Consider the following 19,834-nt stretch of genomic DNA (forward strand, 5'->3'; position numbering starts at 1 on the left):
TGGGCGGACGGCGCAGGCGCCGATGGTGACCAAGGCGGGACCGGCCGGGCGTTTCACGCCAGCCCCGACACCTCGAACACGGCCTGCGCGGTCTCGCGGTCGATGCGTTCCGCCACGCGGCGCAACGCCCTCTCGCCGGACGCCAGTGATCCCCTCGTCGCGGAACCGCGGGCGTCCTCGGCCAGCCGGTACCAGAGCTGGGGATTCGCGGTGAGCACCTGGGTGTCGAGTTCCACGCGGCCGCCGAACACGTCCCGCAGGACCAGGCGTCGGCCGACATCCTCGAGACAGCACACGGACACCAGGAGGTCGGTGCGCACCCGCTGCTCGCGCAGCAGTCCGCGGGAGGCCAGCCAGCCCCGGCCCGCCGAGACCCGTGTCGGGTAGAGCACCGTGAACAGCAGGAGGGCCAGCGCGACCCACAGCACGGACCGGGCGGGCGTGAGGCTGCCCGCGCACGCGTCGACCAGCAGGAGCAGGGCGAGAAGCGCGGCGGAACAGCGGACCGTGCCGGCCACGTCCTTCGCCCAACGACGGTCGTGTGCCACCTCGGTGGACGGATGCGGGCCGGTGTGGACCGCGCTGCTCGAATACCTGCGGCGTCCCATGCGGCCGATGCTAGGCACGGCCACGGTGACCCCGGTGCCTTCATGACACCTCCCTGACGGACTCCCTGCTCTTTCCTGACGCCGAACCCGGCCCGCGGCGGGACGTCAGCGGCGGCGGCTGTCCGACGCAGCGCGGCGGTGCACGTCACGGGCGGGTCAGCGAGGCGTCAAAGCCGGCCGGTCCGGCGTGAAGAACGCGCAAGTGACGGGCCGCAGCGATCGGAATCGGACAGACCCTGGTCGTTCCCGCGCAGCGCGGCTCCGCTCGTGCGCGCGCCGATCCGCGAAGGAGTACTGGCCCATGTCCGTCCCGACCGTCGAGCAGGGTGCGAAGACCGCTGCAGAGGAACCGCCGGACACCGGTGACCGGCACCGGCTGACCGCCGTCACCGGGCTGGCGGCCCTGTCGTTGGACGCGATGGCGTCGGTGGCCTACGGCCCCGAGGCGATCGTGCTCGTCCTGGCCGCCGCCGGCGCCCACGGGCTCGGCTTCACCCTTCCGGTCACGCTGGCCATCGCGGCCCTGCTGGCGGTGCTGGTCGCCTCCTACCGGCAGGTCATCGCCGCTTTCCCGGACGGCGGGGGCTCCTACGCCGTGGCCAAGGCCCACCTGGGCCCCCGTACGAGCCTGGTGGCGGCCGGTTCGCTGGTGCTGGACTACGTGCTGAACGTCGCGGTGGCCGTCACCGCCGGTGTCGCCGCGCTGACCTCGGCCGTCCCGGCACTGTACGGGGACCGGTTGTGGCTGTGCCTGGCCGTGCTGGTGCTGATCACGGCCGTGAACCTGCGCGGCATCGTGGAGTCCGCCCGCGTCTTCATCGTGCCGACCGCCGTCTTCGTCGTGTCGATCCTCGCGCTGATCGCCGTCGGTCTGTTCCGGTCCGCGCCGGTGAGTACGGCCGCTTCGGACGGGCACGCCTCCGTGCTCGCGGACAACGCCACCACGGTCGGCGCCCTGTTGTTGCTCAAGGCCTTCGCGTCCGGGTGCAGCGCCCTGACCGGCGTCGAGGCAATCGCCAACGCCGTACCCTCCTTCCGCGCCCCGCGCGCCCGGCGTGCGCAGCGCGCGGAGGTCGCCCTCGGCGCGGTACTGGGCGTGATGCTCATCGGTCTGTCGGTGCTGATCTCCCGCTTCCACCTCCAGCCGGTGGCGGGCGTCACCGTCCTCGCGCAGCTCGCGGACGCCTCCCTCGGCCACAACGCCGCCTTCTACGTCATCCAGTTCGCGACGATGATCCTTCTCGCGCTCTCCGCGAACACGTCCTTCGGCGGCCTTCCGGTGCTGCTGAAGCTGCTGGCCCGCGACAACTTCCTGCCGCACGTCTTCGCCCTGAAGGCCGATCGCCAGGTCCACCGGCACGGCGTGCTCGCGCTGGCCGCCGTCTCCGCCGCACTGCTGCTCTTCTCGGGCGGCGACACCAACACACTGGTGCCGCTGTTCGCCATCGGTGTCTTCGTCGGCTTCACCATCGCCCAGGTCGGCATGGTCAGGCACTGGAGGCGTGAGCGGAACCGCGGATGGCGGGGCAAGGCCGTCCTCAACGGGCTGGGCGCCCTGCTCACCGGCGTCTCGGCCGTCGTCGTCACGGTGACCAAGTTCCAGGAGGGGGCCTGGCTGATCGTGATCGCCCTGCCGCTGCTGGTCGTCGCTTTCGAGGCCGTCCAACGGGCCTACACCCGCATCGGCGAAAGCCTCGGCATCGGCCGTGTGCCCGAGCCGCCGCAGCGTGACCGCTCCGTCGTCGTCGTGCCGGTGGCGGGTCTGTCCCGGCTGACCCGCGAGGCCCTGAACGCCGCGGCGTCCCTCGGCGACGAGGTGCGCGCGGTGACCGTCTGCTACCCGGACCCCGAGGACCGCGCCCAGACCCACGCGCTGGAACGGGCCTGGGCGGACTGGGACCCCGGCGTCGGGCTCGTCCTCCTGTCCTCAAAACGCCGTTCCCTGGGGCACCCCATCGCCGCGTACGTCCGGGACATGGCTGCCGCCGCGGCGCCGGGCACGCGCATCACCGTGCTCATCCCCGAGGTCGAGCCGGGGCGGTGGTGGCAGCGGCCGCTGCAGAACCAGCGCGGCGCCGTCGTCGCCCACGCCGTGCGGCGCGAGACCGACGCCGTGATCTGCCGACTGCGGTTCCGCCCGTCCTGACGGGGACGGTGACGGTGGCTCCGGCGGTCATGAGAAGCGCGGTGGTCAGGCGGCGGGCCATGCCCGGCCCGAGCCCTCACCCCGGCGGCGTGCGACGGCCGGGCGGCCGTGCTTCGGTGCGGACTCCGGTGCCGGCGCCGTGACCATCCTTCCACCGAGCGAGCGAGGAATGCGGCGGCTGTTCCGCACCCTGCTGCTCGCCGCGATGGTCCTGGTCGCCGCCGGTTTCGTCGCCGAGACACGGTGGCTGCTCCTGACCGGTGCCTGGGTGCTGATCGCCGCGCTGCTCATCGAGCTGGTCTACCGGCCCTGACGACCTTCGACAGCTGCCCGCCGGGCCCGGCCACGGTCCGGGGAGGGGCGCCCGGCGTTTCCCGCCGCATCAGCGGGGCGGCTCGTCCCGCGGCCTTCCGGTGAGGCGGGCCGTCAGGCGTGACAGCAGGATGACTGACTGACCGAGCTGCCGTCTCTCGTCGGCGTCGAAGGTCTCGCGGATGGCGGTGCCCAGGGCGCCCGCGCGCAGGGTGCGCTCCCGTTGGAGGCGGGAACGGCCGGCATCGGTGAGGTACAGCAACTGCTTGCGACCGTCCCCGGGATGCTGTTCGCCCCGGACCAGGCCCTCGGCGGAGAGGTCCTTGACCGACTTGGCGGCCGACTGGTGTGTGACGCCGCGCAGCCGGGCGAGGTCGGCCGTGGTCAGGGGCCCGTTCCGGTCGAGGAATCCGAGGATGGCGGCCTCGCCGGGCGGCATGGTGTCCACGGTTCGTACCGCCCGGACCAGTTCCCCCAGCGACCGCCGCAGCTCCTCGGCCAGCACGTCTTCGTTCATGGGGCCATTCTATCCGTGACTCCCACACTCAGTTGTACAGTATGGTTGTACAAATTCATTCCGTAAAAGCGAGAGGGTGTGGCGACGATGGAACTGACCAAATTCGGTCACGCATGCGTGCGGCTGGAGAAGGACGGGCGCCGCCTGGTCATCGACCCGGGTGGTCTGACCGAGCCGGAGGCGTTGGACGGTGCCGAGGCCGTGCTCGTCACGCACGAGCACTTCGACCACTTCTCGGAGGAGATGCTGCGCCGGGCGGCCGCGGCGCGGCCGGAGCTGCGGATCTGGACCACCTCGTCCGTGGCGGAGAAGCTGGACGGCCTCGGCACTCAGGTCGTCGCCACCGGTGACGGGGACGCTTTCGACGTCGCCGGCTTTGACGTCCGCGTGCACGGGACCTGGCACGCGGTCATCCATCCGGACATCCCGCGCATCCCGAACATCGGCTTCATGGTGGACGAGACCCTCTTCCACCCCGGCGATGCCTTGACCGTCCCCAGTACTCCGGTGGGCACACTGCTGCTGCCCGTGCACGCCCCCTGGTCCACTGTCGGGGATCTGATCGACTACGTGCGAGAGGTGTCCCCCCGCGATGCCTACGCCGTGCATGACGGAGCACTCAACGGCGTCGGCACCGCGATGGTCGCGGGCTTCCTCGACGCGCGGGGCCCCGGGCTTCCGGCTCGCTACCGTCGGCTCGCCCCGGGCGCGAGCGTTCTGGTCGACTGAGGTCCGGCGCCGTCGGCCACCGGACGCGGAATCCGGCGAGGTGGGCCAGTGGTGTCACCCTCAGGTCAGTGGGCGGCATCCGATGGCTCGTACCAGAGGCTCGTCATCGGGGAGCGCACGGCCCAGCCCAGCGAGGAGTAGAGCGCCCGGCCCTCGGGCGTGCCCACCAGAAGGCCAGTCCTTGCGCCGGCCTCGTACGCGGCGCTCTGCAGCGTGCGCATCACCAGGCTGCCGAGGCCCTTGCGCCGGTGCTCGGCGGCGGTCTCGACCTGGTCGACCACGACAGTGGCGCCCACCTGGGCGATCTGTCCCCGGGCGGCGAAGTGCCCGGCCCGCGTGCGCACCAGCACTCGCGTGACGCCGCCCCGGGTCCAACTGGTGAGCGTGTAACCGGCCGGCACCTCAGGCAAGTCCGGCGCCAGGGGACAGGTCATCAGGAAGCCGGGACTGTCGCGCCGCCAGCCCGGCCCGACCCAGGGCAGGACCGCCCGGTCCTCGGCGAACAGCTTCAGCCACGTCCCGGGAGCGGTCGTCCCGGCGACGATCTTGCGCACGGCGGCCTCGGAAGGCTCCGGCAGCACGTGCCGGGCGACGTGTCTGGGCTGCCCGACGTCGATCGTCCACCCCCATGGCTCGTCGACGGGATCCGAGCTTCCTCTGGAGACGACCCATCCGTCGATCCACATCCGCACGAGTTCACTGACTCCGGTGTCCGGCATCGCCGCCCGCCCCCTGAAAGGTAATAGGTGATAGTGCGAACTGAACCTTACATAAGGATCGCAGGATTCACCACCGGGAGCAGGTCGCTCGACGTTGTCCTGCGGCTGATACGCGGCTTCCCGTGCCCTGGAAGGCCCACGCGGAGAGGCGCGGTGGCCAGGGTCGGGTCAGGGTGTCTTGGGTCGCCGAGAGTCCGCCGTTCCGTCGGGCGACGTACCGGCGGACTCGGTGGGTGCGAGTGCGGAGAGGAGCCGCAGCTTCTCGTCGCTGTCGCTGCCCTTGTCGGGGTAGTAGACGACGAGGATGACGTCGCCGATGGCGAGTTTGTCGCGGTGGAGGCGTAGTTCACCGACGACGGGGTGGTGGACGGTGATCGTGCCGCCGTCGAGATTACGGACGTCGTGCCGGGCCCACAGGGTACGAAACCGCTGACTGGACAGTGCGAGTTCACCGACGAGTTCGACGAACCGGGGGTTGTCGGTGTCGTCGCCGATGGTGGTGCGAAGGGCGGCGACGAAGTCGGCGGTGGCTGCCGTCCAGTCCCGGTGGAAGGCTTGTTCCTCAGGATCGAGAAGGAGAGAACGAAGCCGGTTCTCGCCGGGCCGCAGGCGGGGGGAGAGCGCGACCGCCATGGGGTTGGAGGCCAGGACGTCGAACGCGCGACCTTCGACGAACGCGGGGATCTGCAGGTGGGCCAGCAGCTCGTGCACCCGCGCCGGTACGTGCTCGGGCCGCTTGCGCCGCGGCGTCCTGGGGCGTGCCGACGCGAGGCCGAGCAGATACGTCCGCTCGACGTCGTCGAGCTGCAGGACGCGCGCGAGTGATTCGAGGACCTGCGGTGAGGGGTTCCTGTCACGGCCCCGTTCCAGCCGGAGGTAGTAGTCGGGACTGATTCCGGCGAGCAGGGCGACTTCCTCACGGCGCAGACCGGGCACGCGGCGGTTGCCCCCCGGCGGGAGTCCTGCCTGCGCCGGGGAGACCAGCTCACGCCGGGCGCGAAGGTAGCCGCCGAGCCGGTTTCCGGATCCCTCATCCTTCATACCGACACCGTAATGCGGTGCGCGCATCCCAGCGGGGGCCCTGTCAGGACCAGGGAAGACTGGGGCCCTGCCACGTCCGGCGGATGCCGTCAAGACTGCGAGAGCACTGTCCGTACAGAGACAGCGAGCATCACCGGCTGCGCCGCGGGCCGGACCCCCCTCGGCGCCCTGGACTGAAGGGAACACCCCATGGATCTCTCCAACCGCACCGTGCTCATCGTCGGCGGGACCTCCGGTATCGGCCGGGAGCTGGCCCGGCGGTTCGCCGCGGCGGGCAGCACCGTGGCCGTGGGCGGACGCAGCCAGGAGGCACTCGCGGAACTCGCCGCAGAAGGCTTCGGCACGATCAGCATCGACGTCACCGACAGTGCTTCCGTGGCATCCGCCCGTGACACCGCGCTCGCCCGCTACCCCGAGCTGGACACCGTGGTGACGATGTCGGGCGTCATGCTCCCGGAGGACCTGCGCGACCCCGCGCACTTCGAGGCGGCGGCAACGACGATCGACACCAACCTGCTCGGCACCATCCGGGTCATCGACGCCTTCACCCCGCACCTGATCCAACGGGGCACCGGCACCTTCATCACCGTCACCTCCGGCATCGCCTTCCTGCCGTTCCCGCCCATGCCCAGCTACGCCGCCTCGAAGGCCGCGGTGCACGCCTACTCCGAGGCGCTGCGCGCACAGCTCGACGGCACCGGCGTCGGCGTCGTCGAACTCGTCCCCCCGGCCGTTGCCACGGCAGGACAGGAGAAGGTGAACCCGCACGCGCTGCCGCTCGACGACTTCGCCACCGAGGTCATGCAGCTGCTCGCGCAGGAGCCCACCCCCCGCGAGATCCTCGTGAAGGGCGTCCTCGTACACCGCTGGGCCGAGCGCGAGGGCACCTACGACGAGCTCGTCGCACAGCGATCCCAGGCGCTGACCATGCTCCCCAGCCGCCAAGGCTGATGCTGACACCCCTGCCCGGTCGAGGGCAGTGGCGAGGTCTCAGGCGCCGCGGGCCCCGTGCGCGCCGTACCGGGCAAGCATGGTCAGCACCGCTTGGTCGACCGCGTCGTTGATGGCGGCGTCGTCGGGCTCCCAACGTGCGAGCAGCATCCGCGGCCAGAACACGTAGTTGGAGATCATCCCGAGGAATTGGGTCGCTGCCGTCTCCGCGTCGTCAAGCCGTGCGGTACCGGCGGCGTTCTCCGCTTCCAGGTAGCGGCGGACCGATTCGAAGTAGGGCATCTTGCCGAGCTTGAACTGGGTCTCGCCGAGCTCGGGGAAGCGCGGTACCTCGGCGATGACGATGCGGAAGAGGGCAGCCATGCCGGGCTGGGTGAGAAGCGCCACGTACCGGCGTCCGACGGTCTCGAGCCCCGCGCGGAGGTCCCCTGGCTCGGGCAGTGGCGTCTCCTCGTCGTCGACCTTCCAGTATTCGGTGACGATCGCCTCGAACAGGGCCGCCTTGGTGGTGAACTGCTTGAACAGTGTCGCCGTCGACACTCCGGCCGCCTCGGCGATGCGGGCCAGCGAGGTGCCGTTGTAGCCGGAGTCGAGGAACAGCTTCGTCGCCGCCTCGATGATGGACGTCCGCTTCTGCGCTGCCACGCGCCGGTGGTATTCCGAAGGCTGTGCCGTCATGCCCCCAGTATGCCTGGCGCTGCGAGGTGAGTCACTTGACTCACCATGGTCCCCGCTCCTACCTTGAGAGAGGAGGTGAGTCACTTGACTCACCATTGGCGCAAGCCTGGAAGGAAGCAGCATGGGACGCTTTGAGGGCCAGACCGTCATCGTCACGGGCGGCAGCGGGGGTATGGGCAGCAGCCATGTGCGGGGCTACCACGCCGAGGGGGCGAACGTCGTCATCGCCGGCCGTGACGACGAGGCCGGCCGCGATCTCGCTGCTCAGCTCGGTCATCGGGCTCTGCCCGTGCACCTGGACGTCACCAGCGAGGACGACTGGGCGGCGGCGGTGCGAGAAGCCGAAGACCGGTTCGGGCCGATCACCGTCCTGGTGAACAACGCGGGCGTCCAGAATCCGGCGGCCCCCATCGAACACACCGAACTCCATGTCTGGGAGCACACCTACAGCGTCAATGTCACCGGCCAGTTCCTCGGTATCAGGGCCGTGACTCCGTCGATGCGCAGGGGCGGTGGGGGAGCCATCGTCAACATCGCCTCCACCATGGCCCATGTCGGCACGGCCTGCTACGCCCCCTACACGGCCAGCAAGTGGGCCGTGCGCGGGCTGACCAAGACGGCCGCGCTGGAGCTGGGGCGGGACAACATCCGGGTCAACTCCCTCCACCCCGGCGTCGTCTCCACACCACTCGTCCACGAACCCACCGCCGCAGGCCAGCCGGCCATCGCCGACCTCTACTCGCCCGATCCCTTCGCCATCCCCCGACTCGCCGAACCTTCAGACATCACCCGCCTGTTGCTCTTCATCACCTCCCAGGACGCATCGTTCGCGACGGGATCGGAATTCGTCCTGGACGGTGGCCTGCTGCTGGGCCCTGCACTCCAGCCCGAGGCCGACATCGCAGCCTGAGCCGGCACGCGGCCGGTGCGGCGCACCGGTCGGCGGCCATCGGAAATGCCCCGCGGACGGCCGCCACCTCCGCCGTCGGTCGTGCTCTTGGGGTGGACCGGCCGGTGCCCGGCCGCGGCAGCGTCGACGCGTTCATCGACACCTTCGGCGACGGTTACGTGGCACTGGCAGTGGAACTGGGCGTGCGGCCCGAGCGAATCAACACGATCCGCGACTGGCAGGCAGCGGCCGAGATCGGCGCGCGGACCTACGGAGAAGGTGCGGCGGCGTCCGCGGTGGTACTCGGCGAGCTGGCCCGGCTTGCCGCGCGCGGACAACTGGAGGTGCCGATCGCCCGGACCTTCCCGCTGGAACAGGTTCGCGACGCCTTCCGTGAACTGGAACAGCAGCACACGCACGGCAAGATCGTGCTCCGGCCCTGGCCGCAACTGCCCGAGGCGACCAACGAGCAGGCGACAACGCCTGTGCCTGGATCGCACGGCGTCCGGCGTCCTCGCCACGCGGGTCAGGAGACCGAGCCGATCAACGGATGGATCACGGGTCACAACCTGCGCGCCTTCCTCGAGTTGCTGTCCCGCTACGTCGGATACGCCTTCGACCGAACTGACTGGGAAGCCATCGAAGCCGGCGTTCAGGACACCGACGACGAGGCTCCCGGCGGCTGGTACTCGTACCCCCTGGTCGGCGCGAGCGCGGCCCTTGAGGTCGCCCTCGCCCGAGCTGTTGGTGGCGAGGAGGTGTCCGTCAGGGTCACTGGCGCCGAGACACCCGAGCTTCAGCTCCGCGCCGACACACTCCTGTCGGCTTTCGCCAGTGTCTGATCACCGTCCTCGGGAACGGCTTGTCCCGAGCGGATCGGATCAATCCGGCGCGTCGCTCAGCCGCTGGGGCACGACCCTGAACAGGTGAGAACGAGCGAGCTCGGCGACTTGGGACTCGCCGACGGGATGCCGTCGGCTGCTGCGCGGTGAGTCCGGTCACGCCCGCAGGCCGTCCAGTGCCGTGTCGATCGCGGCCAGGGCGGCCGCCGTGTCGGATCCCGCCCTCGATACGAGCGAGAGGCCCTGGACCAGGTAGAGCAGCATGCGCGCCTGGGCCTCGGGGTGAGCCCTGCCCGTGACCTCTCCCGCGGCCTGGGCGCGGCGCAGCGCGTCGGTCACGATGTCGGTGAACCGGCGGTACGAGTGGGTCACGATCTCCGTGGCCTCGCTGTCCTGGGGGACGAGTTCGGCGGTCGTGTTGCCGACCAGGCAGCCCTGGGGTACGCCCGCGTCGGAGATCAGCTCGTCCAGCCGCACGGGGTGGGTCAGGATCTCCCGCAGGGCGGGCAGGAGCGGGCTGGTGTCGAGCGCGGTCAGCAGGTGCCGCTCGTACACCTCCCAGTAGAGCCTGACTGCCTCGAGATAGAAGCGGCGCTTGTCGCCGAACGCGCCGTACAGGCTGCCGCGCTCGACGGCCAGCGCGTCGACCAGGTCCTGGATCGACGTCGCCCCGTATCCCCGGGACCAGAACAGTTTGAGTGCGCGCTCCAGCGTCTGTTCCTTGTCGAACTCGCGGGGGCGTCCGGTTCGTGCCACGTACTCGATACTACGACTTCTTGACTAGGCGTTCAAGAAGTCGTAGCTTCCGTTGCAGTACTTCTTGAACGTACGCACAGAAGTCGGTCGCTCGGTGGCCGGCACGAAGGGCGCAACAATGGAATTTGCAGGCAAGACGGCACTCGTCACCGGCTCCGGCGCGATCGGCGGACTCGGGCACGCGACGGCCAAGGCGCTGGCCGCGGGCGGCGCCGACCTGATCCTGACCGGCCGCGACGCAGAGCGCGGCGCGCAGGTCGTGGCAGACCTCGGCGCTGCCGGTGGCGAGGCCGCCGGGACGGTGCGTTTCGTCGCCGCCGACGTGTCCGACGTGGCGGGTGTGCGCCGGCTGGCCGAGGAGGCCGGCGTCGTCGACATCCTGGTCAACAACGCGAGCGTCATGACGTTCTCCCCGACCGTCGGGCAGGATCCGGCGGACTACGACGCGGCCTTCGCGGTCAACGTACGTGCCCCGTTCCTCCTCACCGCCCTGCTGGCGGAGAAGATGGCCGCGGGTGGCGGCGGCAGCATCGTCAACGTCAGCTCCACCGCGGCCGGACTCGGCATGCCGGGCATGGCCGTCTACGGCGCCACCAAGGCGGCGCTCGAATCGCTGACCCGGACCTGGGCCGCGGAGTTCGCCGACTCCAACGTGCGGGTCAACGCCGTCGCTCCCGGCCCGATGCGCACCTCGAAGGTGGTCGCCGCGATGGGGCCGGACATGGGCGGCATGGGCCTGACCACGGCACTCAAGCGCACCTCCGACCCCGCCGAGGTGGCCCGGGTGATCGCCTTCCTCGCCAGTGACCGGGCCAGCTACATGACCGGGGCGACCGTGGCCGTCGACGGTGGCCGCACCGCGATCTGAGGACGGAGAAGGACCTGAGGAGGGAGTAAACAGTGAACCGACTTGCTGGAAAGCACGCGTTGATCACAGGGGGGACGAGCGGCATCGGGCTGGAGACAGCCCGTGAGTTCCTCGCCGAGGGGGCCACCGTCGCCATCACCGGCCGCTCTCGGGAAAAGCTGGACGAGGCGGCCCGGCAGCTGGACGGCCCGCTGCTGACCATCGCCAGTGACGCCGGCGACGTCCCCGGCCAGGCAATACTCGCGGCACGGCTACGGGAGGAGTGGCCGAAGCTCGACATCCTGATGAGCAACGCCGCCGACGTCACCCACCTCCCCATCGAGGCATGGACCGAGGAGGCGTTCGACAGGCTCCTGGCGACCAATCTCAAGGCCCCGTTCTTCCTGATCAGGGACCTGCTGCCACTCTTCACCCAGCAGTCGTCGGTCATTCTCGTCGGCTCGGTCTCCGCGTACATCGGACACGAGAACGCGACGGTCTACGGCGCGGCCAAGGCGGGCCTGCTGTCCTACACCCGCGGGCTGACCCATGAGCTGAAGGACCGCGGCATCCGCGTCAACGGCCTCAGCCCGGGTCCGACGATCACCAACGCGTTCGCGCCCCTCGGTCCCGAGCGCCAGGCCGCCCTCTACGAGGAACTCCGGCAGACCGTCCCACTCCACCGCCTGGGAACCGCCACCGAACTGGCCAAGGCAGCGGTCTACCTCGCCTCGGACGAATCCGCCTACACCGCGGGGACCGTGCTGCGCGTCGACGGGGGCATCGGTCAACTCGCGTACTAGGTTCCGGCCTGGATCCCGCAGCGGATCCGGGCCGCTTCCGAGGGCATCGCCGGAGTGAAGTTCCCCATCGCCGAGTCCGGGGAGGCCCGTGCCCCTGCGGCACGGGCGAACCGGTGCCGCCCGGCGGGCCAAGGACGTGGATGAGGTGGATGCCGACACCGCCGGGTTCGCTCGGCGGCCGGGTGCGCATCGCGGCGACCTGTGCCACGGCATCGGGTTCTCCGGTCGCATCGATGAGAAACCGTCGTTGGATTTCCTGGGCCAGGGCGCAATCATGAGGGCCATGACCACTTCCTCGCCTGCCGTCGACGTGCTGCGCTACGCCGCGTTCACCTCCCGCCCCGACGGGGGCAACCCCGCCGGGGTCGTCCTCAACGCCGCGCTGCTCGACCCGGACCGCATGGGAGCGATCGCCGCCGAGGTCGGATACTCGGAGACGGCCTTCATCACCTCCCGCGACGAGGAGCGGCGCCGGTTCACGCTCCGGTACTTCAGCCCGCTCGCCGAGGTCGCCTTCTGCGGCCATGCCACCGTGGCGACCGCGGTGGCGCTCGCCGAACGTCTGGGCCCCGGTGACCTGCTCTTCGACACGCCTGCCGGAGAGATCCAGGTGGCCACGGCGACGGACACCGGCGGTGCGGTGCGGGCGGCTCTCACCAGCGTGCCGACCCGGTCGCGGCCGGCCCGGGCCGACGAGGTGGACGCGACACTGTCCGCCCTGCGCTGGGACGCCGCCGACCTGGACCCCGAACTGCCGCCGCACGTCGCCTTCGCGGGCAACGACCACTTGATCCTCGCCGCCGGCTCCCGGGCCCGGCTGGCCGACCTCGACTACGATTTCGACGCGCTCGCCGCCGTGATGAGGAAGCACGGCTGGACGACCGTGCACCTGGTCTGGCGCGAGGACCAACAGCGGTACCACGCTCGGGACCCCTTCCCGGTCGGCGGCGTCGTCGAGGACCCGGCGACCGGCGCGGCCGCGGCCGCGTTCGGCGGCTACCTCCGCACGGTCGGCGCACTGCCCGCGTCCGGTGTGGTCACCGTCCGGCAGGGCGAGGACATGGGCCGGCCCAGCGAACTCACCGTACGAACGGACCCGCACGGCGCACGCGTCCAAGTCACCGGTCACGCCGTCCCGATCACCGGATGACGAGGCCCGTCGGCGACGTGCCGGCGGAGTCAGTGACTCCAGTAGTCGCGGCGCGGCAGCTCCACCCACACATCGGGGGGCCCGACCACGGGACGGCTGTCGGTCGGGCGCAGCCCCACGAAGGCGCAGGAGTACGCCACGGCGTTGTAGTGGTACAGGTATGAGGCCAGGACCTCCTCGGAGGTGTCGTCCTCGTCCGGTCCGCCGCCGGGATGCAGGTCCCAGCTCTCGACGGTCCCGTGACGGGCGATGCTGCCCTGATTCCCGCTCTTGGGATTGGCGTACAGCCCGTAGCAGACCGTGCCGGCGGACAGCCGGGTCAGTACGCCCGGCATCTGCGGGGCGTACCCCCAGGGCTGGGTCACGACACAGCCGCCGGGGACCGTGGTGACGCCGACGATCTGCAGGATCTCGTCCATCTCGTAGTCGTACGGGTACTCCAGCACTTCGTCGGCGGCTTCGCCCTCGACCGGCGCCGCCTCCAGCCGCCGTACCGCCTCGGCCGCGTCGATTCCGGCCACGCAGGCCAGCCCCGTGCCGTCGTAGTCGAACGTGCCCAGCGCCGCGGTGAGCCGCCGGCCCTCCTGCGCCGCCGCGCGCTCCGTGTCGGTCAGGCCTGCGCCTGCTGGTACCGGGAACAGGTCCGGCGTCGGTCCGGCGAGGCTCAGGCGTCCCGGTGACCAGCCGCCGATGGACGGCCGCCAGGGATCGGCCCCGGCAGCGGCGAGGGCGCGGGCGTTGTGGGGCTTGCCGGACAGGACGGCCTCCCACAGTGCCGTCACCCCGTTCTCCAGTGCGTCCACATCCGCGACCCGGCCGGCCAGCTCCGCGACGACCTGGGGGGAGCCGAAGACCGCCGCATGGTGGAGCGGACGGCCCCCGCCCCATCGTTCCGGGTCCGCGCCTTCGTCCAGACGCCGACGCACGTCCTCGGCATCCGTCCACTGCCAGCCCATGCCCGCCCAGCCGTCAACACCCGTTGCCATCCGTCCCCCAGCACGTCGTCTGCTTGTCGTCTCCCACGCTCGCACACGGGTCTGACACCGGGACGGTCACCGCACTCGGGCCGACCGGTCCGGGGCGTCGTCGATCGTCGGTTGGCGAAGACTTTGCGCGTGGCCGATTCCGCGCGGAGCAGGCCCTGCCTGCGGGCGGCTGAAGGTATCGCGATAGCAAAGGATGGCCGAAAACGAGGGATGCTGTGCGTCGTCCTTGTTACGACCTCATTGACCGCGCCTGCTCCTGTGACGCACGCTCGAAATGTAGATGGCAACTACAACTGGTTCGCCGTCGATCTGCTCGCAGTCGCAAAACGGCTGGTCGTGCCAGGTCGTTCGGCGCGCCGGATGCAGGAGGTAGCGTATGTGCGGTATCACCGGCTGGGTCTCCTTCGACCGCGATCTCGGCACCGAGACGGCGGCATTGGATGCGATGACCGAGACGATGGCCTGCCGTGGACCGGACGACCGCGGCCTCTGGGCACAGGGACCCGCCGCGCTCGGCCACCGCAGGCTCGCCATCATCGACCTGCCCGGCGGCCGACAGCCGATGAGCGCCGAAACCCCCCACGGCACCGTCGCACTCGTCTACTCGGGAGAGACCTACAACTTCACCGAACTCCGCCGTGAACTCACGGACCGCGGACACCGCTTCACCACCGACTCCGACACCGAGACCGTGCTGCGCGGCTACCTCGAATGGGGTGCCGCCCTCCCCGAGCGCCTCAACGGCATGTACGCCTTCGCCCTCTGGGACGGCCGCGAGAACAAGCTCGTCATGGTCCGCGACCGCATGGGCATCAAGCCGTTCTACTACCACCCGACCGCGGACGGCGTGCTGTTCGGCTCCGAGCCCAAGGCGATCCTCGCCAACCCGCTGGCCCGTCGCCGGGTCCGGCTCGACGGGCTGCGGGAACTCTTCACCATGATCAAGACGCCCGGCCACGCCGTCTGGGACGGCATCCGCGAGGTCGAACCCGGCACCGTCGTCACGGTCGACCGCTCGGGCGTGCACCAGCGCCGCTACTGGGAGCTGGAGACCCGTCCGCACACCGACGGCAGGGACACCACGGTCCGGCACGTCCGCTCACTCCTCGACGACATCGTCCGCCGCCAGCTCGTCGCCGACGTGCCCCGCTGCACCCTGCTCTCCGGCGGACTTGACTCCTCCGCGATGACCGCGCTCGCCGCCCGGCAACTGGGCGAGCACGGCGAGAAGGTACGCAGCTTCGCCGTGGACTTCGCGGGGCAGACCGAGAACTTCGTCGCCGACGAACTCCGCGGCACCCCCGACACCCCCTTCGTCCACGATGTCGCCCGTGCCGCGGGCACCGACCACGAGGACATCGTGCTGGACGCCCAGGCCCTCGCCGACCCCGACGTCCGCGCCAAGGTCGTCCGCGCCCGGGACCTGCCGGCCGGCTTCGGCGACATGGACGCCTCCCTGTACCTGCTCTTCCGGGCGATCCGCGACCACTCCACCGTGGCCCTGTCCGGCGAGTCCGCCGACGAGGTCTTCGGCGGGTACCTGCAGTTCTTCGACGAGCAGGCACGCCGCGCCGACACCTTCCCCTGGCTGGTGTCGATGAGCCGCCACATGGGGGAGGACGCGGACGTGCTGCGACCCGAGCTGACGGCGAAACTGGACCTGCCCGCTTACGTGGCCGACGGCTACCGCGACGCCGTGGCCGGCATCCGGCGCCTGGACGGCGAGAGTGACTTCGAGTACCGGATGCGGCGGATCTGCCATCTGCACCTGACCCGCTTCGTGCGCATCCTGCTCGACCGCAAGGACCGCGCCAGCATGGCCGTCGGCCTGGAGGTCCGCGTCCCCTTCTGCGACCACCGGCTCGTCGAGTACGTGTACAACACGCCGTGGGCGCTGAAGTCGTTCGACGGCCGGGAGAAGACCCTGCTGCGCGAGGCGACCGCGGACGTGCTGCCGAAGTCCGTGTACGACCGGGTCAAGAGCCCGTACCCGTCCACCCAGGACCCGAAGTACGCGGCGGCCCTCCAGGACCAGGCCAAGGACCTGCTCACCCGCACCGGCCACCCGGTCTTCGACCTCGTCGACCCCGACCGCCTGCGGCGGGCCGCCGAGCGGGAGGCGCCGATGAGCGGCCAGGCGGACCGGCGCGGCCTGGAACGGGCCCTCGACCTCGCCCTCTGGCTGGACCTCTACCAGCCGGAACTCGACCTGAGCTGAACGAATCGTCCCCGGACGTGCGGGGCGTGGTGTCGCTGTCGGCCGTGCCGGAGGCCGCGCGGCCTCCGACGCGGCGCGGATAGCCTGCGTGGGTGAAGCGGATGCAGCGAGTGGCCGGGGCGGTCGTCGGGTCAGCGGTGGGCGACGCCCTGGGCGCCCCCTTCGAGTTCGGTCCCCCGGGGGCGTTCTCCGCGCGGTTTCCCGCGCCCGGTGTCGGTGGCGAAATGTGCGGAGGCGGTGGCTGGGAGCCCGGCGAGGCAACCGACGACACGCAGATGGCCGTCCTGGTCGCGGAGTCCCTGCTGGAACGGGGCGGACTGGATCTGCCCGACATGTTCGCCCGATTCCAGCGGTGGGCGACTTCGGAACCGAAGGACATCGGCTTGCAGACCGAAGACGTCCTCACCAACGGCATGCCGTGGGACCTTGCCGCCGCGATTCACTTCCAGGTCAACCCGCGGGCAGCGGGCAACGGCTCCTTGATGCGGGCAACTACCTCCGCGGTTCACTTCGCCCCCGCCGGCCCGGAAGCCACCGTGGAGGCGGCCCACCGCATCGCCGCCCTCACCCACGGCGACCGCGCGGCCTGGGAGGGCACCGCGATCTTCCACGAACTCATTCGTCGCACGTTCGAGGGCACCGACCCTCTCGGCGCGCTTCCCGACATCCTGGCCCTTGTCCACCCCGACCACCGTGGCCGCTACGAAACCGTCCTCGCACCCGAATGGCACCCCGATCAGTCGACCGAGTTCAACGGTGCCGTCTGGCCCTGCCTGGGCTCGGCCGTCTGGGCCCTGCGCACCACCGCCGGCTTCGAAGACGCCCTGCGCGCGGCGATCGACCTCGGCGGTGACACGGACACCGTCGCCGCGGTGACCGGAGGCCTCGCGGGGGCGTACTACGGGCTGGACGCGATTCCCACGCGCTGGACCCAGGCGCTCCACGTCCCCCTCCCAGGATTCGACGGACGGGTGCTGCACCTGCCGGATCTGCTCCGACTCGCACAACGCCTCGGTGGATGAACCGGATGCTGCTCCGCAACCTGGTGGGCGCCGGACGCCAGTCGTGCTCTGTTTCACTGCCGGGTCCGGCCACACCAGATGACGCCGTCCCTCCGACTGTGCACGGGGAGGGACGGCGTCGGCGAACTGTGTCCCGGATCGAGGCAGGCCGCTTCTCCGGCCGGAGCGATACCGGGTATGACCTGCGCGAATTCAGTAACGCCGGCTACCGGTCGGCGTGCGCTGCCGGGTCCGGTGCCTCGACCGTGTCCACGACGAGCCAGTGCTCTGAGAGGTAGTGGACCTCGTCACCTGCGTAGCCGAGTATGTACTGGACGTTCCCCGCCTGGTCCGGAAGGACGTCCTCCAGGACGAATGTTCCGTCCTCGGCGACGGGCACCGACGGAAGGTCGGTGAACTCCGGGCCGTTCAGCCGCTGCACCGTGATCCGGGGCGGCTGGGTGGGTGCCAGTCCGTCCAGGTCCAGTCGTCCGGTCACCGTGAACGGTGCGCCGGCGACGGCCGGACCGTGTGTGACGTCCACGATGCGTGTCTGCGCCAGGGCCTGACGGGTCTGGATCGTGTGGAGCCAGAACTTCGTGCCCTCCTCGTCGGAGGTCACGACGAAGAGCTGTTCGCCGTCCCCGGAGAACTCCATGCCGCGTGGGACGACGCGCTGACCCGCGGCCTCGCTCTCGAAGCTGATGCGCAAGGGCTGCCGGTCGACGGAAGGGTCGGCGAACGCCAGGGTCAGGTCGGCCGCTTCGCCGGAGGCCGCGCCCCCCTGGGCGAACCACTTGCCGTCGGGGCTGAAGGCGACGGCTGTGGGCGCCACGCCCTGTGGCAGCGGTGCGTAGTGGTTGTCCAGGAAGCGGGCGTCCTGGCTGCTCAGCAGTACGGTTCCGCGCACTCCGTCGGCCACCGCGAGGACGGAGCCGTCCGCGGAGAAGTCGGCGTCCCGGAAGTCCATGCCTGTGCCGGTGCCGTCCTCGGCGAATCGGCGCTCGCCCAGGAATTCCAGCAGGTCCCCGTCCGCCCCGTCCGTCACCCGGTAGATCCCCAGGTCGGGATCGTCGGTCGCCGACCAGCGCTCCGGGGCTGTCACCAGCAGGCCTCCGGGCCCTGCCTCCAGATGGATCTCAGTGCTCGAATACATGACGTCCCGGGCCGCGCCGCCCTCGGTCGTCGTGGCGACGCTGACACTGCCCAGCCCGTCGGCGCAGTCTGCGGGCGACGCGGCCGGCCGGCTGGTGAAGAAGAGCCGCCCGCCGGTGTGCACCAGCTCCCGTCCGCAGTGGTCGGCCGGTGCCGCAATCGGGTCGAGGGGATACAGGGAGCCGTTGCTGTGGGAGTACTGCGCGATGTGGTCAGACTGCCCGGCGTAGACCTTCGAGCCGTCCGGCTCCACCGCGACGCCGGACAGGGGAGCGGCCATGTGGGCGCTGGCGACGGCAGGCCCGGCGCCCCCGTAGAGCACGCCGACCACCTCGCCGTCTCGCGACCCGTCCGGATAGACCCGGTCACCGGCGATCCACACGCGCCGGCTGACGTCGTCCACCGCCATCTGGGTGAATGAGGCGGCCGACAGCTCCATGCCCGGCCCCGACGGCACCACAGCGGCCGCAGCGGTGTCCGTGGCGGCGGACGCGGTACCGGGGACCGCCGTCAGCACCGACCCGGCCAGCGCGCCCGCCAGCAGCACCGTCGTCAGTCTGCCGCCTCTGTTTAACGTGTTCCTCAACCTGATCCCACCCCTGAAGTCGGCGCGCCACCGCGAGTCGAGCGGCGCTCGTGCAGAATCAAAAGCTTTGTCAACGGGCTGAGGCAAGCCTTTGCTGTCCCCGGCCGCGTCACGTGGACCTCGTTTCGAAGACGCCGGCGCCCCCGCCTCCTTCTCGGCCCCGACCGACATCCACCGTTGTGATGAACGGGGCGTCCGTCGCGGAGGTCTCCGCACTGCTCGCCCTCGACCTGGCGGCCCGGCTCTGCCGCCGACGGGTGCCCCGCACGTCGGCGACCCGGGTGCCCGGCTTCCTGCCGGTGGGTGCCAGGATGAGCTGTCATGGCTGCCGACGGGGCGTTGCGCGCGTTGCGGGCCGCGGTGTTCGCGGCCGTCTGCGTGGCGCTCGCCGCCCTCGGCCACGTGCTGATGTCCGGCACCGGACTGCCCTGGTGGGTCCTGCTGTCCGGCCTCGCGGCGGTCGGCGCCGTCGGCTGGTCCTTCGGCGGCAGGGAACGGCGGGATGCCGCGGTGGCCGCCCTGACCGTGGCCGTGCAGGCGGCCCTGCACGTCGGCTTCACTCTCGCCCAGTCCCAAGTCCGGCCGCCCACCGCGGCGGCCGGTGGCACGCACAGCGCCCAGGAGTGGGCGCGGTACCTGCTCTGCGGCGCCGATCCGACCCCGGCCCAGGCGGCCCGGGCCTACGGCATCGCGCAACGGGCCGGTCTGACCGAGCACCTGCACCACGGGCCCGGTGACGCCGCCTCGGCCACGGCCACGACGGGCGCCGCCGACACGTCGGGACCGGCGGGACTGCTCCACGCGGGCCACATGACGGGCACCACGTCCTGGGGCATGCTCACCGCCCACCTGGTGGCCGCCGTTCTGTGCGGGCTGTGGCTGGCGCAGGGAGAACGCGCG

General features: G+C 70.9%; 20 protein-coding genes. 12 read left to right on the forward strand and 8 right to left on the reverse strand.

Features of this window, described 5'->3' with window-relative positions; all coding sequences use genetic code 11:
- Positions 1–53: 53 nt before the first annotated feature.
- On the reverse strand, positions 54–608 hold the full coding sequence (locus K7854_RS27920) for a hypothetical protein (protein WP_226029312.1): 555 nt from the start codon (positions 606–608) through the stop codon (positions 54–56).
- Positions 609–909: 301 nt separating this feature from the next.
- Here K7854_RS27920 and K7854_RS27925 point away from each other — a divergent pair, with 301 nt between their 5' ends.
- Together K7854_RS27925 and K7854_RS27930 are read left to right on the forward strand one after the other, a co-directional pair.
- Positions 910–2,754: an APC family permease gene (locus K7854_RS27925; RefSeq protein ID WP_226029313.1), complete on the forward strand. Its 1,845-nt coding sequence runs from the start codon at positions 910–912 to the stop codon at positions 2,752–2,754.
- A gap of 139 nt (positions 2,755–2,893) precedes the next feature.
- Positions 2,894–3,067 (forward strand): hypothetical protein, encoded by a 174-nt coding sequence (locus tag K7854_RS27930; protein ID WP_226029314.1) that lies wholly within the window; start codon positions 2,894–2,896, stop codon positions 3,065–3,067.
- 69 nt (positions 3,068–3,136) lie between these two features.
- Here K7854_RS27930 and K7854_RS27935 read toward each other — a convergent pair whose 3' ends face one another.
- Positions 3,137–3,583 carry a MarR family winged helix-turn-helix transcriptional regulator gene (locus tag K7854_RS27935; RefSeq protein ID WP_226029315.1) on the reverse strand — a complete coding sequence of 149 codons (447 nt, stop codon included), beginning with the start codon at positions 3,581–3,583 and terminating at the stop codon, positions 3,137–3,139.
- Between the two features lie 87 nt (positions 3,584–3,670).
- On the opposite strand from K7854_RS27935, the gene K7854_RS27940 reads away from it, so the two are divergent.
- Positions 3,671–4,312, forward strand: a complete 642-nt coding sequence (locus tag K7854_RS27940; protein WP_226029316.1) for an MBL fold metallo-hydrolase — start codon at positions 3,671–3,673, stop codon at positions 4,310–4,312.
- Between the two features lie 65 nt (positions 4,313–4,377).
- Here K7854_RS27940 and K7854_RS27945 read toward each other — a convergent pair whose 3' ends face one another.
- Together K7854_RS27945 and K7854_RS27950 are read right to left on the reverse strand one after the other, a co-directional pair.
- Positions 4,378–5,031: a GNAT family N-acetyltransferase gene (locus K7854_RS27945; protein WP_226029317.1), complete on the reverse strand. Its 654-nt coding sequence runs from the start codon at positions 5,029–5,031 to the stop codon at positions 4,378–4,380.
- A gap of 168 nt (positions 5,032–5,199) precedes the next feature.
- Positions 5,200–6,072: a helix-turn-helix transcriptional regulator gene (locus tag K7854_RS27950; protein ID WP_226029318.1), complete on the reverse strand. Its 873-nt coding sequence runs from the start codon at positions 6,070–6,072 to the stop codon at positions 5,200–5,202.
- 189 nt (positions 6,073–6,261) lie between these two features.
- Between K7854_RS27950 and K7854_RS27955 the strand changes: the two genes are divergently transcribed.
- Positions 6,262–7,023, forward strand: coding sequence for an SDR family oxidoreductase (locus K7854_RS27955; protein ID WP_226029319.1), 762 nt, complete (start codon positions 6,262–6,264; stop codon positions 7,021–7,023).
- A gap of 39 nt (positions 7,024–7,062) precedes the next feature.
- Here K7854_RS27955 and K7854_RS27960 read toward each other — a convergent pair whose 3' ends face one another.
- Positions 7,063–7,701 (reverse strand): TetR/AcrR family transcriptional regulator, encoded by a 639-nt coding sequence (locus K7854_RS27960; RefSeq protein ID WP_226029320.1) that lies wholly within the window; start codon positions 7,699–7,701, stop codon positions 7,063–7,065.
- Between the two features lie 121 nt (positions 7,702–7,822).
- Between K7854_RS27960 and K7854_RS27965 the strand changes: the two genes are divergently transcribed.
- Positions 7,823–8,611, forward strand: a complete 789-nt coding sequence (locus K7854_RS27965; protein WP_226029321.1) for a glucose 1-dehydrogenase — start codon at positions 7,823–7,825, stop codon at positions 8,609–8,611.
- Positions 8,612–8,703: 92 nt separating this feature from the next.
- Entirely contained in the window at positions 8,704–9,432 is a 729-nt protein-coding gene (locus K7854_RS27970) for a zinc-binding dehydrogenase (RefSeq protein WP_226029322.1), read from the forward strand.
- A gap of 156 nt (positions 9,433–9,588) precedes the next feature.
- Here K7854_RS27970 and K7854_RS27975 read toward each other — a convergent pair whose 3' ends face one another.
- A complete protein-coding gene (locus K7854_RS27975) occupies positions 9,589–10,188 on the reverse strand; it encodes a TetR/AcrR family transcriptional regulator (RefSeq protein WP_226029323.1) in 600 nt (199 codons plus the stop codon).
- Between the two features lie 118 nt (positions 10,189–10,306).
- On the opposite strand from K7854_RS27975, the gene K7854_RS27980 reads away from it, so the two are divergent.
- The 3 genes from K7854_RS27980 (at position 10,307) to K7854_RS27990 (ending at position 12,988) form a co-directional block, all read left to right on the forward strand.
- Entirely contained in the window at positions 10,307–11,056 is a 750-nt protein-coding gene (locus K7854_RS27980) for an SDR family NAD(P)-dependent oxidoreductase (RefSeq protein ID WP_226029324.1), read from the forward strand.
- A gap of 32 nt (positions 11,057–11,088) precedes the next feature.
- The gene (locus K7854_RS27985) at positions 11,089–11,838 is read left to right on the forward strand and encodes an SDR family oxidoreductase (RefSeq protein ID WP_226029325.1); all 750 of its coding nucleotides are present in this window, start codon (positions 11,089–11,091) and stop codon (positions 11,836–11,838) included.
- Positions 11,839–12,112: 274 nt separating this feature from the next.
- Positions 12,113–12,988, forward strand: a complete 876-nt coding sequence (locus K7854_RS27990) for a PhzF family phenazine biosynthesis isomerase (RefSeq protein WP_226029326.1) — start codon at positions 12,113–12,115, stop codon at positions 12,986–12,988.
- A gap of 29 nt (positions 12,989–13,017) precedes the next feature.
- Here K7854_RS27990 and K7854_RS27995 read toward each other — a convergent pair whose 3' ends face one another.
- Positions 13,018–13,974 (reverse strand): ankyrin repeat domain-containing protein, encoded by a 957-nt coding sequence (locus K7854_RS27995; protein WP_226029327.1) that lies wholly within the window; start codon positions 13,972–13,974, stop codon positions 13,018–13,020.
- A gap of 376 nt (positions 13,975–14,350) precedes the next feature.
- Between K7854_RS27995 and asnB the strand changes: the two genes are divergently transcribed.
- Together asnB and K7854_RS28005 are read left to right on the forward strand one after the other, a co-directional pair.
- Positions 14,351–16,192 (forward strand): asparagine synthase (glutamine-hydrolyzing), encoded by a 1,842-nt coding sequence (gene asnB, locus K7854_RS28000; RefSeq protein ID WP_226029328.1) that lies wholly within the window; start codon positions 14,351–14,353, stop codon positions 16,190–16,192.
- 92 nt (positions 16,193–16,284) lie between these two features.
- Positions 16,285–17,214, forward strand: a complete 930-nt coding sequence (locus tag K7854_RS28005; RefSeq protein ID WP_226029329.1) for an ADP-ribosylglycohydrolase family protein — start codon at positions 16,285–16,287, stop codon at positions 17,212–17,214.
- 205 nt (positions 17,215–17,419) lie between these two features.
- On the opposite strand, the gene K7854_RS28010 is transcribed toward K7854_RS28005, so the two are convergent.
- The gene (locus tag K7854_RS28010; RefSeq protein WP_226029330.1) at positions 17,420–18,895 is read right to left on the reverse strand and encodes a WD40 repeat domain-containing protein; all 1,476 of its coding nucleotides are present in this window, start codon (positions 18,893–18,895) and stop codon (positions 17,420–17,422) included.
- Positions 18,896–19,255: 360 nt separating this feature from the next.
- On the opposite strand from K7854_RS28010, the gene K7854_RS28015 reads away from it, so the two are divergent.
- Positions 19,256–19,834, forward strand: a 579-nt coding sequence (locus tag K7854_RS28015) for a hypothetical protein (RefSeq protein ID WP_226029331.1), incomplete at its 3' end; no start/stop codon positions are given.

This window comes from Streptomyces hyderabadensis (assembly GCF_020404845.1).
In the GTDB taxonomy this organism is placed as follows: Bacteria; Actinomycetota; Actinomycetes; order Streptomycetales; family Streptomycetaceae; genus Streptomyces; species Streptomyces hyderabadensis.